Origin of the sequence: Bradyrhizobium sp. HKCCYLS1011, from assembly GCF_051167795.1 — a bacterium.
GTDB lineage: Bacteria > Pseudomonadota > Alphaproteobacteria > Rhizobiales > Xanthobacteraceae > Bradyrhizobium.
The window spans coordinates 421,335-434,027 of the sequence record NZ_JBNPTT010000006.1; the positions used below are offsets into that span (position 1 = coordinate 421,335).

Here is a 12,693-nt window from a genome sequence, read left to right on the forward strand (position 1 = left end):
TTTACCTTTTGTTTACCAGGACGTCCGAAGGTTAACGCTGGCGACCCAGCGGTGCTCGGCCGCCGGCCCGCGCTGTCGTGATCCGCTTCCGGCGAATCCACCTCAGCGCGCCGGTCGGTTCGAGCGGCCGAGGGGAGCGGTCCGCAACGTATCTGCGGGCGCAACAGTTGATGAGCTCGTGCAATGGATGGTGCAGGACGCCTCGCTCACTCGCAGAGGCCTCAAGCTGACCTGAGAGCCGCGGCCCTTGGCGCGGCGATCTTGCTGCGCGAGTATCTGTCTGCGCGATTCGTTCGCGCCAGATCGGCGCGTGCCGCAAAGCAGGTCAGACCCATCGCACTCCAGCCGCTTGTCGAGCGCGAGGCGCCGCCGCGCATCGTGGAGTGGGTGGAGCGCTATCTGCCGCGGCGCCTGGGACCGGCCATGACCGTGCTGCTGCTGTTCGGCAGCATCTGGCTCGGCGTCGTCAAGGGCGGCCATGTCGAGGAGTTCAGCACCGCGTTCAGCGATGCGCGCAACGCGCTCGCCAATTCGGTCGGCTTCCGCATCACGGCTCTCGCCATCAACGGCCGCAAGCAATTGACCCAGGATGAAGTGCTGGCGATCGGCGGCGTCACCGGCCGCTCGTCGCTGTTGTTCCTCGATGCCGCCGCCGTGCGTGACCGGCTCAAGGCCAATCCCTGGATCGCTGACGCGACCGTGCAGAAGTTCTTTCCGAACCAGCTCCGGATCGACATCGTCGAGCGCCAGGCCTTCGCCTTGTGGCAGGAGAACGGGCGACTGTCCGTCATCGCCGACGACGGCGCGGTGCTCGAGCCTTATGTGTCGCACCGTTTCCTGACCCTGCCGCTGGTGGTCGGCAAGGGCGCGGAGAGCAGGGCGCGTGATTTCCTGGCGCTGCTGGCGCGCTATCCGCAGGTGCGTGCCGTGACCAAGGCGGCCGTCTTCGTCGGCGAGCGCCGCTGGAACCTGCGGACCAAGGACGGGCTCGACATCCGCCTGCCGGAACACGACGTGGGCAACGCGCTGACCGAACTGTCGCAGCTCGATCAGGAGGATCATCTGTTCTCCCGCGACATCGTCGCGATCGACATGCGCCTGCCGGACCGGCTCGTGGTGCAACTCTCCGACGACGCGGCGAAGGCGCGCGAGGACCTGTTCAAGGACAAGAAATCCAAGAAGAAGGCCGGTGACGCATGACCGGCTTCGATCGCCAGACTCCCAAGACCCGGCCGATGTCGCAGAAGCGCACTGCGCTGGTGGCCTCGCTCGACGTCGGCACCAGCAAGATCGCCTGCATGATTGCGCGGCTGAGGCCGGCGCCGCCGAGCGACGCGCTGCGCGGCCGCAGTCACGCCATCGAGCTGATCGGCTACAGCCAGATCCAGTCGCGCGGGGTCAAGGCCGGCGCGGTGGTCGATCCCGTTGCCTGCGAGCAGGTGGTGCGCCAGGCGGTGGCGCTCGCCGAGCGCATGGCGAAGGTGCGGGTGGAGTCAGTGCTTCTCCCGGTGGCCGGCGGCCGCGTGATGGGTCACCTGATCGAGGCGACGTCGGACATCCGTAGCGGGGCGGTCACCCCCGCCGATGTCAGCCGCGTCACCTCGACCGGCATGCATCACGCCACCGGCGAAGGCCGCGCCGTGCTCCATGCGCTTCCCGTCGGCTACACATTGGATGGCGTCAAAGGCATCCGCGACCCGCGCGGCATGCTGGCCCGCCAGTTCGGCGTCGACATGAACGTCGTGACCACTGATGCCACGGTTGCCAGGAACCTGATGCTGGTGGTTGAGCGCTGCCACCTCAATGTCGAGGCCATGGCCGCGAGCCCGTATGTTGCCGGGTTGTCGGTCCTGACCGATGACGAGGCCGATCTCGGCGCCGCCGTCGTCGAGATGGGGGCAGGTACTACGACGATCGCGATCTATTCCGGTGGCCGCTTCATCCATGCGAGCGGATTTGCGCTCGGCGGGCATCACGTGACCATGGATCTTGCGCGCGGATTATCGGCGTGCATTGCGGATGCCGAGCGAATCAAGACGTTATATGGCACGGTGCTGACCGGCGGGTCCGACGCGCGTGAGTTGATGTCCGTTCCGACGGCAGGGGACAATGAGCGGGATCTCCCGCAAATCGTCTCCCGCGCCACCATCGCGAACATTGTCAGGCACCGCGCTGAGGAGATTTTTGAAATGGTCCGCGACCGGCTGAAGGATTCTCCCTTTGCGGCAGAACCCAAAGCGCGCGTCGTCCTGAGCGGAGGGGCTTCGCAGCTGACCGGCCTTGTCGAGCTTGGCACCCGAATCCTCGGCCGCCCTGTGCGCGTCGGTCGTCCGCTCGGCTTCGGCCGGCTGCCGAACGAGGCCAAGAACGCCGCCTTCGCGGTGCCCACCGGGCTTCTGGTCTATCCGCAATACGCGCACCTCGAACACGTCGAACCGCGGCATACGCGGCAGCAGGCAACAGGGACCGACGGCTATTTCGGAAAGGTCGGACGATGGCTACGCGAGGGCTTCTGATGAATCATTTCCGCCCCAAAGACATTCCCATGCGATTTTCACCAACACCCGCGGCCACAGGCCGTGGCGAACCCACGCGCGCGTGAGCGAGAGGCAACCATGGCACTCACAATTACACCTCCTGATATCCATGAGCTGAAGCCGCGGATTACTGTGTTCGGCGTCGGTGGCGCGGGCGGCAACGCCGTCAACAACATGATCACCGCGGGCTTGCAGGGCGTCGACTTCGTCGTCGCCAACACCGACGCCCAGGCGCTGACCATGTCGAAGGCGCAGCGCATCATCCAGATGGGCACGCAGGTGACGCAGGGGCTCGGCGCCGGCTCGCAGCCGGACGTCGGGGCGGCCGCCGCGCAGGAGGTGATCGACGAGATCCGCGACCACCTCTCGGGCGCCAACATGGTGTTCGTCACCGCCGGCATGGGGGGCGGGACGGGCACAGGGGCTGCTCCGGTGATTGCCAAGACCGCGCGCGAAATGGGCATTCTCACCGTGGGTGTCGTCACCAAACCGTTCCACTTCGAAGGCCAGCGCCGGATGCGCACGGCGGAATCCGGCATCAACGAGCTGCACAAGGTCGTCGATACGCTCCTGATCATCCCGAACCAGAACCTGTTCCGGGTGGCCAACGAGAAGACCACCTTCGCCGACGCCTTCGCGATGGCCGACCAGGTGCTCTATTCGGGCGTCGCCTGCATCACCGACCTGATGGTCAAGGAAGGTCTAATCAATCTCGACTTCGCCGACGTGAGAGCGGTGATGCGCGAGATGGGCAAGGCGATGATGGGAACCGGCGAAGCGTCGGGCGAGAAGCGTGCGCTGACCGCCGCCGAAGCCGCGATCGCCAACCCGCTGATCGATGATTCCTCGATGAAGGGCGCCAAGGGCCTGCTGATCTCGATCACCGGCGGCAAGGACCTGACCCTGTTCGAGGTCGACGAGGCCGCCACCCGCATCCGTGAGGAGGTCGATCAGGACGCCAACATCATCGTCGGCGCAACCTTCGACGAATCGCTGGACGGGCTGATTCGGGTCTCGGTGGTCGCCACCGGCATCGAGCAGGCGCAGTTCAATCGCGGCGTGGCGCCGCCTTCCGCAACGGTCCAGGCGGCCGTCGCGCCGGCTCCGTCAGCTGCGACCGGTGCCCCCGAAAGCCGGCTCGCCGATCTCACCGCGCGGCTGCGCGCCGACAATCAGCGGCTCGCCGAGCGCGCCGCCAAGCTCGAAGCCCAGGCCGCGCAGATGGCGCCTGCCGCACCCGCGCCGATCGCGCCGGCGCCCCGGCCGGCGCCGAATCTCGAACGCGACACGCTGGCCGCGGTCGCTGCCGCGATGGCGAACGAGCCCCCGGCCGCGCCCGCACAGCCCGTCGCCTATGGCGACGTGACCGTGCGCCCGATCGCTCAAAAGCCGTCGCTGTTCCCGGAGCCGGAGGCCGTCCGCCCGCCGCCGGTGGAAGCGGCGGTTCTGCCTGAGACCTTCATTCCACAGGCGGCAGAGCGGTTGCCGCCCCGCGCGCCGCGGATGCCGAAGTTCGAGGATCTGCCGATGCCGGCTCAGGCGGAGATTCGCCAGGCGCGCGGCGACGAGGGCGATGAGCATCCGCAGAAGTCCCGGATGTCGCTGCTGCAGCGGCTTGCCCATGTGGGCCTCGGCCGCCGCGACGAGGAGAATGAGCCTCCGCTCGCCGGCCGTGGACCCGGACCGGCCATGTCGACCATGCCGCCGCTCCCTGAGCGCAAGCCACAGCGCACGGTGGCCCAGCAAGTGGCTGCTGCCGACCCGGTATCGGAGTATGCACGCCGTCCGGCGCCGCAAGGTCTCGATGTCCATGGCCGTTCCGCTCCTGTGGCGCCAGCGCCACAGGGCGATGATCATTTGGATATCCCGGCCTTCCTGCGGCGCCAGGCAACCTGACAATTGTTACAGCCCAGGCTGTGGACAAGAGGCCCGGCTCGATGGAGCCGGGCCTCTTTGCTTTCCTGGACCGAGCGACTCAAGGTGCCTCAACTAACTGATTTTAAATGCTTAATTATCTATTTGGTGGTGTGATCCGGGAACCAGGAGGGTAAAGGCCGCGTTCCAAAATGGTTAAGCGTTGGCGCGAATGCGGCAGAGATAGGGTAACAATCCGTAAAGAAGCGTGAGTTGGCGCGCTTTGGAGCCCGTGGTTATGGTCTACCGTGACTTGGGGATACCTAACACTGAGTCGGCGCGCAGGGGCTGCCGAGGGGGTGTTTAGGTGGGGTCTTGGGCGATAAGTCGATGAAATTCAGCCGGCAAACCACGCTTCGTTCGCAGGCCACCGTGACCGGTGTTGGTGTCCATTCGGGGGCGCCGGTCAGTCTGACGATCGGGCCTGCACCGATCGACGCGGGCCTTGTGTTCGTCCGCACCGGTCTTGAGGGGCCGGATCGCGAGGTGAAGGCTACCGCCGGCGGCGTGATCGCCACCGAATTCGCAACCGTCCTGGGCGACCGCGAAGGTCCGCTGGTTTCGACCGCCGAACACGTGCTGGCCGCCCTGCGCGGCATGGGCGTCGACAACGCCACCATCGAAATCGATGGTCCCGAAGTTCCGATCATGGACGGCTCGGCTGCGCCCTTCGTGGCTGCGATTGAGCAGGCCGGCATCGTTTCCCAGTCGGCAGCGCGTCGCTACATCCAAATTCTGAAGCCTGTGCAGGTCGCGATCGGCGCCTGTGCCGGCGAACTGCGGCCGAACGCGACCGGGTTCCGGCTTGAGATCGAGATCGACTTCACCAATCCCGTGATCGGCCGCCAGTCCTATCACTTCGACCTCAATCCGGAGCGTTTCCGCCGCGAGATTGCTCGCGCCCGCACCTTCGGCTGCATGAGCGATGTGGCGAAGCTCTGGAGCGCTGGCTTCGCGCTGGGCTCCTCGTTCGAGAACACGGTCGTGTTCGACGAGGAACGACTCTTGAATCCCGAAGGCCTGCGTTACGCTGATGAATGCGCCCGCCATAAGGTGTTGGACGCAATCGGCGACCTCGCGCTTGCCGGGCTGCCGCTGCTCGGAACCTATCGCTCGGTTCGTGGTGGCCATAAGCTCAACCATGCCGTGCTGACGGCGCTTCTCGCCGACCGCACTGCTTGGCGGGTGGTCGAAGGCGAACCTGCAGTGCGCCGTCCTCGCGTCACGACCGAGGTTGCGGTGGGTGGTATGGTCGGCGGCATGATCGCCCCGGCCTACGGCCCGGATGTGTCCTAAAAACTGATGTGTTGAAACGCCTGCAGCTCTTCGCAGCCCATCAGGCTGGGGCGCCAGGTTCAAGCATGCGCTCATTGGACGCGTTCCGTTCCACTGAAATTTCATGACAGCTTGTTACCGGGCCGCTTGCGCCGTTGTCGGTTGATCCGAACTTCGCAAGTGTCTCCAAGGCTTTTGCCGTGGTAACCACGTCGGATTGCTGCACTCCGGTGCCGCCTTAATGCGGGCGAAATGCCTGCCTATGCGGTTGGTTAACGAGGGTTTTTCGGTTAAAGAGGCGATGGCTGCATGGCAGGCGCCACGGACAGGCCCATCCCAGCGTTCATGATGGCAAACTCATAAGCGCGCGGCACACACCGGATCACAGGCGTCAGGTTCTCAAAGCTCATGTCGACACAACGTCTTTCGCCCGAACTCCGCATCCCTCTGACCGGCCGCATCAGGCTGGCCATGTCGCTGATTGTGCTCGCGCTGCCGTTGAGCGGCTGCGGCACCGGCGGGCTGTGGGACAAGTTCCTGGCCAAGGACGACACCTTCGTCGATGAGCCGGCTGACAAGCTCTACAACCAGGGCTTGTTCATGATGAACGAGAAGAAGGACCCGAAGGGCGCGGTCAAGAAGTTCGAGGAGGTCGACCGCGAGCACCCCTATTCCGACTGGGCCCGCAAATCGCTGCTGATGTCGGCCTATGCCTCCTATCAGGCCGGAGACTTCGACGGCTGCATCGGCTCGGCGACGCGTTACATCACCCTGCATCCCGGCAGTCCTGATGCGGCCTACGCGCAATATCTCATCGCGGCCTCGCATTACGACCAGATCCCGGACATCAGCCGTGACCAGGGGCGCACCGAAAAGGCGATCGCGTCGCTGGAAGAGGTGATTCGCAAATATCCGACCTCCGAATATGCCACCAGCGCCAAGGTCAAGCTGGAAGGCGCCCGCGACCAGCTCGCGGGCAAGGAGATGGATATCGGTCGCTACTACATGGAGAAGCGCGACTACACGGCGGCCATCAACCGCTTCAAGACCGTGGTCACGCAGTACCAGACCACGCGCCACGTCGAGGAGGCGCTGTTTCGCCTGACTGAGGCCTATATGGCGATCGGCATCGTCGGCGAAGCGCAGACCGCAGCCGCCGTGCTCGGGCATAATTTCCCCGACAGCAAGTGGTACAAGGACGCCTATAATCTCGTGAAGACCGGCGGCGTGGAACCGGAAGAGAACAAGGGCTCCTACATCTCCAAGGCGTTTAAAAAGCTGGGGCTGGGCTGAAGTCCGGCAGGGCGTGACGCCGACGAGGCGTCTCCGCAGCTCGAGCCGTCTCCTCAAACGCATGTTCTTGTTTTGTTCTCATATCGCTGATAAGATCGAGTCGATCGATTCAGGGCTCTCGCCCTCAACGAGGACTCAATCTCCATGCTGGCGCGTCTGTCGATCCGTGACATTGTTCTGATCGAGCGGCTTGATATCGAGTTTTCTCAGGGACTTGCCGTGCTGACCGGTGAGACTGGCGCCGGCAAGTCGATCCTGCTCGACGCCTTTGCGCTGGCGCTGGGAGGGCGGGGCGACGCCAGCCTCGTCCGCCATGGCGCCGAGCAGGGCCAGGTCACCGCCGTGTTCGAAGTGGCCAAGAACCATCCCGCGGCGAAGATCTTGGCCGACAACGGCCTAGACGACGACGGCGAGATGATCCTGCGTCGGGTGCAGTTCGGCGACGGTCGCACCCGCGCCTTCATCAACGATCAGTCGGTCAGCGTGCAGACTCTGAAGGCCGTCGGCGCGGTGCTGGTCGAGATCCATGGCCAGCATGATGAGCGTGCCCTCGTCGATGCCGCTACCCATCGCCGCCTGCTCGATGCCTTTGCGGGGCTGGAGAAAGACGTCGCGGCGGTCGAAATGCTCTGGGCGGCGCGGCGCACCACGAGCACGGCGCTGGAGGAGCATCGGGCCGGCATGGAGCGCGCCGCCCGCGAGGCGGACTACCTGCGCCATGCCTCCGACGAGTTGAAGGCCCTGGCACCGAAGGATGGGGAGGAGACCCAGCTTGCCGCGCGCCGCACCACGATGATGCAGGGCGAGAAGATCGCGTCCGATCTGCACGACGCCCAGGACGCGGTCGGTGGCAACCAGTCGCCGATCGCCAGCCTTTCGGCTGCGGTGCGGCGGCTGGAGCGGCGTGCCGGCAGTTCGCCGGCTCTGATCGAGCCGGCGGTGAAGGCGATCGATGCCGCGATCAACGCGCTGGAGGAGGCCGATCAGCATCTGACGGCGGCGCTCCGCGCCGCCGATTTCGATCCATTCGAGCTGGAGCAGATCGAGGAGCGGTTGTTCGCACTGCGCGCTGCGGCGCGGAAATATTCCACGCCCGTGGACGGGCTTGCCGCGCTGGCGGCGAAATATGCCGCCGACGTCGTGTTGATCGATGCCGGCGCCGAGCAATTGAAGCAGCTGGAAGCCGCAGCCGCAGAGGCCGACGCGCGTTATGCCGCGGCGGCTGCCAAACTGTCGGCCGCGCGCACCAAGGCGGCCGACAAGCTCAACAAGGCCGTCAACGCCGAGCTCGCGCCGCTCAAGCTCGAACGTGCCAAGTTCATGACCCAGGTCGAGGCCGATGCCGAGATTCCGGGACCGCAGGGGATCGACCGTGTCGAGTTCTGGGTGCAGACCAATCCGGGCACCAGGCCCGGGCCGATGATGAAGGTGGCGTCAGGCGGCGAGCTGTCGCGCTTCCTGCTGGCGCTCAAGGTGGTGCTGTCCGATCGCGGCTCGGCGCCGACACTGGTGTTCGACGAGATCGATACCGGTGTGGGCGGTGCGGTTGCCGATGCCATCGGCGCCCGGCTGGCGCGGCTGGCCGGCCAGGTCCAGGTGATGGCGGTGACCCATGCGCCGCAGGTCGCAGCCCGCGCCGACCAGCATCTGTTGATCTCCAAGGCCGCGCTCGACAAGGGCAAACGCGTCGCCACGCGGGTCAACGCGCTCCCGGCCGAGCACCGCCGCGAGGAGATCGCGCGCATGCTCGCCGGCGCCGAGATCACCGCCGAAGCCCGCGCCGCGGCGGCCCGGCTGCTCGAGGTGGCGGCTTAGAGCCCTTGCTCCGCCATTCCGGGTTCGATACGGAACCAGTCACAGGCCCGACGTTTTACGTGAGGCCGTCCGCATCGCCCCGGAATGACGGACTGTAGTAAGCAATGGCCAGAGCAGCAAAAGCAAAGAAACCCACAGACATCGCCGACCTCACCAAGGCGCAGGCCAAGGTGGAATGGATGCGTTTGGCGCTGGAACTCGAAGGGCACGACAAGCGCTATTATCAGGACGACGCACCGAGCGTCACCGATGCCGAATATGACGCATTGCGTCAGCGCTTCAACGCGATCGAGAAGCGCTTTCCGGAATTCGTCTCGGCTGACTCACCGTCCCAGAAAGTCGGCGCCGCGCCCTCCGGCCGCTTCAAGAAGGTGCGCCATGCGGTGCCGATGCTGTCGCTCGACAACGCCTTCGCTGAAGAGGACGTGCGCGACTTCGTCGGCCGTATTGTCCGCTTCCTGAAGCTGCCCGATGATCAGATCGACTTCTCGGCCGAGCCGAAGATCGATGGGCTCTCGATGTCCTTGCGCTACGAGGGCGGCGAGCTCGTGACCGCGGCGACGCGCGGCGATGGCGCCGAAGGCGAGGACGTCACCGCCAACATCCGCACGCTCAAGGACGTGCCGCAAAAGTTCAAGGGCCGCAACATTCCCGACATCTGCGAAGTGCGTGGCGAGGTCTACATGACCAAGCAGGCTTTTCTGGCGCTGAACGAGCGCCAGAAGGCAGCAGGCGATACGGTTTTCGCCAATCCGCGCAACTCCGCCGCCGGTTCGCTGCGGCAGAAGGACCCGACCATCACCGCCTCGCGGCCGCTCGGCTTTTTTGCATACGCCTGGGGCGAGATGAGCGCGATGCCGGCCCAGACCCAGAGCGGCATGATCAAATGGTTTGAGCATTGCGGCTTCACGACCAATCCGCTGACGAAGCTCTGCCACTCGGTCGAGGAACTGCTCGCCTTCCATCACCAGATCGAGGAGCGGCGCGCCGAGCTCGACTACGACATCGATGGCGTGGTCTACAAGGTCGACCGCATCGATTGGGAGGAGCGGCTCGGCTTCGTCTCGCGGACGCCGCGCTGGGGCATCGCGCACAAATTCCCGGCCGAGCGCGCCATGACTGTGCTCAAGGACATCGAGATCCAGGTCGGCCGCACCGGCTCGTTCACGCCGGTCGGCAAGCTGGAGCCGGTCGGCGTCGGCGGCGTCATCGTGCAGAATGTCACCCTGCACAATGAGGACTATATCAAGGGCATCGGCAACAAGGGTGAAGTGCTGCGGGAAGGCCGCGACATCAGGATCGGCGACACCGTCGTGGTCCAGCGCGCCGGCGACGTGATTCCGCAGGTCGTCGACGTCATCATCGACAAGCGGCCGAAGAACGCGGCCGAATTCCACTTCCCGAAGACGTGCCCGTGTCCCTTGCACACCGATGTCGTGCGCGAGGAGACGGCAACGGGTGAGGAGGGATCTCGCGCCCGCTGCACCGGCGAGTTCGCCTGTCCGTTCCAGAAGATCCAGCATCTGCTCCTGTTCGTGTCCCGCCGCGCGTTCGATATCGACGGGCTCGGCGAAAAGCAGATTCAATATTTCTTCGACCAGGGCTGGGTGAAGGAGCCGGGCGATATTTTCACGCTTGCCGCGCGGAACGCGAAGCTGAAGCTGGAAGACATCGAAGGCTACGGCGAGACCTCGGTGCGCAACCTGTTCAACGCGATTGAGGCGCGGCGCAACATCGCGTTGGAGCGCTTCATCTACGCGCTCGGCATGCGCCATGTCGGCGAGACCACCGCGCTGGCGCTGGCGCGCGGCTATGGCTCGTGGGACGCCTTCCACGAAGCCTGCCTGAAGGTGGCTGATGGCGACGAGGAAGCGATTGCCGAGATGGATGCGCTCGACCAGATCGGCGATACCGTGATCAAGAGCATCGCCTCCTATTTCGGCGAAAGCCACAACCGCGGCATCGTCGAGCGGCTGACGCGGGAGGTCACCATCCTCGATGCGGAGCGGCCGAAGCGCAATTCGCCGGTCGCCGGCAAGACCGTGGTGTTCACGGGCTCCCTGGAGAAGATGACGCGCGACGAGGCGAAGGCGACCGCGGAGCGGCTCGGTGCAAAAGTATCGGGCTCGGTGTCGAAGAAGACGGACTACGTCGTCGCCGGCCCTGGCGCGGGTTCAAAGCTCAAGGACGCGCAGAAGCACGGCGTGCAGGTCTTGACCGAGGATGAGTGGCTGAAGCTGGTCGGGGAGTAGGAGTTACTTCGCTCCGCACCCGCACCCCACACCGCGGTCATCATCCGCGAAAGCGGATGATCCAGTAGTCCAGAGGCAGCTGTTATAGAGCCGATAGGCTGCGGTGTACTGGATGCCCCGCCTGCGCGGGGCATGACGGCTGTTGGTTTGTTGTCCGGCTTGCTCGCAATAACGAGCCTACATCACCCCGGCCTCATCCTCCTCCGCCTGCCTGATCATGTCCTCACTCACGATCGCGTTGCCACGCGGCACCAGGAAGATCATCGTGCTGGCGCAGGCGAGCGAGAGCATCAGGATCGCCGAGGTCAGAGGCAGCGTTGAAGCATAGTGCCCGCCGAGATAGGCGCCGAGCTGCGAGGTCAATGCACCAAGCCCCATCTGCAGAAAACCCATCGCGCCGGAGGCGGTGCCGGCCGCGCTGGGGCGCACGCTGATCGCGCCCGCAGCGGAGTTGGCCATCACGGCCGCGTTCGCAAACATCACCAGCATCTGGGTGCCGAACAGGACGCTCGGCACCTGGTTGAGGCCGAGCAGGCTCCAACCGAAATTCAGCAGACTGCCCACAAGCTGCAGCGCCAGGCCGAACCAGATGAGCTTGTCCAGCGAATGGCGTGGCGAGAAGCGGACGCAGAACAGATTGCCGACGAAATAGGCGAAGCCAGTCGTCGCAAACCAGGCGCCATACTCGGCCGAGGAGCGACCCATCTGGACCTCGACGATATAGGGACCGCCGCCGGCAAAGGCGAAGATGATCTGCGAGGCCAGCACCTGGCACAGCACATAGCCGATGAAGGCGCGGCTCTTCAGCAGCACCGTGACGTCGCTGCCGAAGCTGGCGCCCTCGGCGCGTGCACGCCGCGTCTCCGGCAGCGCGAGCGTCACGGCGATCGCGATCGCAACCGACAGCGCCGTGACGACATAGAAGATCGCGTGCCAGCCGAGCGTGATCTCGATCAGGCCGCCGGTCAGCGGCGAGAGCATCTGCGCGATCATCATCACGGCGATCACCAGGCTGATCATCGCGCCGACGCGCTCGCGTGGATAAAGGTCGCGGATGATGGCTCGGCTGATCACCATGCCGCTGGCCCCGCCCAGGGCCTGCAGGAAGCGCGCGAGGATCAGCTGCGGCAGGCTTTGCGCAAGGATGCAGCCGAAGCTCGCCACGATTGCCAGGCTGAGACCGGCCAGCATCACCGGGCGGCGGCCGTAACGGTCCGACAACGGTCCGAGCAGAAGCTGCGACAGCGCGATGCCGACCATGTAGCAGGAGACGGTCATCTGCACGACCGAGGCGTCGCGGCCGAAGGTCGTGGCCAGCATTGGCAACGCCGGGACCAGCAAATAGAGCGAGATCGGCGCAAGCCCGGTCATCACGACCAGCAGCACCAGGACCACGCGCGAATGCGCGACGCCCGCTTGCGAGACCGCCTCTGGCGGCTTGCTGATCATTCCGTGCATGTGCCGGGCGCGCTCACATCGTTTCGAACGAGGGCGAATGTAGCGGCCTGCCGCGCCGCGAAAACGCTTGTTTCGGCATACGCCCATGCCGGGAGCGGGACTGTTATTATAACGTGCCGAAGGGTGTTGCAGGCGGTGACGAAAATTCG

At 65.2% G+C, this 12,693-nt stretch carries 8 protein-coding genes; 7 read left to right on the top strand and 1 reads right to left on the bottom strand.

Translation table 11 applies throughout. From position 1 onward, the window contains the following. Nucleotides 1-183: 183 nt before the first annotated feature. The 7 genes from ACQR1W_RS22425 to ligA all read left to right on the top strand — a co-directional run bounded on the left by ACQR1W_RS22425 (nt 184) and on the right by ligA (nt 11,086). Nucleotides 184-1,200 (top strand): cell division protein FtsQ/DivIB, encoded by a 1,017-nt coding sequence (locus ACQR1W_RS22425; protein ID WP_434852823.1) that lies wholly within the window; start codon nt 184-186, stop codon nt 1,198-1,200. Then, nucleotides 1,197-2,516: a cell division protein FtsA gene (gene ftsA / locus ACQR1W_RS22430; RefSeq protein WP_434852824.1), complete on the top strand. Its 1,320-nt coding sequence runs from the start codon at nt 1,197-1,199 to the stop codon at nt 2,514-2,516. The genes ACQR1W_RS22425 and ftsA overlap by 4 nt, the downstream gene beginning before the upstream one ends. A 99-nt stretch (nt 2,517-2,615) precedes the next feature. Beyond that, complete coding sequence (gene ftsZ / locus ACQR1W_RS22435; RefSeq protein ID WP_434852825.1) at nt 2,616-4,433, top strand: cell division protein FtsZ; 1,818 nt, start codon at nt 2,616-2,618, stop codon at nt 4,431-4,433. A gap of 348 nt (nt 4,434-4,781) precedes the next feature. Beyond that, entirely contained in the window at nt 4,782-5,747 is a 966-nt protein-coding gene (lpxC, locus tag ACQR1W_RS22440; RefSeq protein ID WP_008971451.1) for a UDP-3-O-acyl-N-acetylglucosamine deacetylase, read from the top strand. 387 nt (nt 5,748-6,134) lie between these two features. Next, nucleotides 6,135-7,019, top strand: a complete 885-nt coding sequence (locus ACQR1W_RS22445) for an outer membrane protein assembly factor BamD (protein WP_434852826.1) — start codon at nt 6,135-6,137, stop codon at nt 7,017-7,019. 144 nt (nt 7,020-7,163) lie between these two features. Beyond that, the gene (gene recN / locus ACQR1W_RS22450) at nt 7,164-8,834 is read left to right on the top strand and encodes a DNA repair protein RecN (protein ID WP_434852827.1); all 1,671 of its coding nucleotides are present in this window, start codon (nt 7,164-7,166) and stop codon (nt 8,832-8,834) included. Nucleotides 8,835-8,938: 104 nt separating this feature from the next. Further along, nucleotides 8,939-11,086, top strand: coding sequence for an NAD-dependent DNA ligase LigA (gene ligA, locus ACQR1W_RS22455; RefSeq protein WP_434852828.1), 2,148 nt, complete (start codon nt 8,939-8,941; stop codon nt 11,084-11,086). Nucleotides 11,087-11,263: 177 nt separating this feature from the next. On the opposite strand, the gene ACQR1W_RS22460 is transcribed toward ligA, so the two are convergent. Then, nucleotides 11,264-12,544, bottom strand: a complete 1,281-nt coding sequence (locus ACQR1W_RS22460; protein WP_434852829.1) for a multidrug effflux MFS transporter — start codon at nt 12,542-12,544, stop codon at nt 11,264-11,266. Nucleotides 12,545-12,693: the final 149 nt, after the last annotated feature.

Coding starts and splice junctions, on each gene's coding strand:
- ACQR1W_RS22425 (WP_434852823.1), top strand. CDS start 184: ATGGATGGTGCAGGACGCCTCGCTCACTCGCAGAGGCCTCAAGCTGAC.
- ftsA (WP_434852824.1), top strand. CDS start 1,197: ATGACCGGCTTCGATCGCCAGACTCCCAAGACCCGGCCGATGTCGCAG.
- ftsZ (WP_434852825.1), top strand. CDS start 2,616: ATGGCACTCACAATTACACCTCCTGATATCCATGAGCTGAAGCCGCGG.
- lpxC (WP_008971451.1), top strand. CDS start 4,782: ATGAAATTCAGCCGGCAAACCACGCTTCGTTCGCAGGCCACCGTGACC.
- ACQR1W_RS22445 (WP_434852826.1), top strand. CDS start 6,135: ATGTCGACACAACGTCTTTCGCCCGAACTCCGCATCCCTCTGACCGGC.
- recN (WP_434852827.1), top strand. CDS start 7,164: ATGCTGGCGCGTCTGTCGATCCGTGACATTGTTCTGATCGAGCGGCTT.
- ligA (WP_434852828.1), top strand. CDS start 8,939: ATGGCCAGAGCAGCAAAAGCAAAGAAACCCACAGACATCGCCGACCTC.
- ACQR1W_RS22460 (WP_434852829.1), bottom strand. CDS start 12,544: ATGCACGGAATGATCAGCAAGCCGCCAGAGGCGGTCTCGCAAGCGGGC.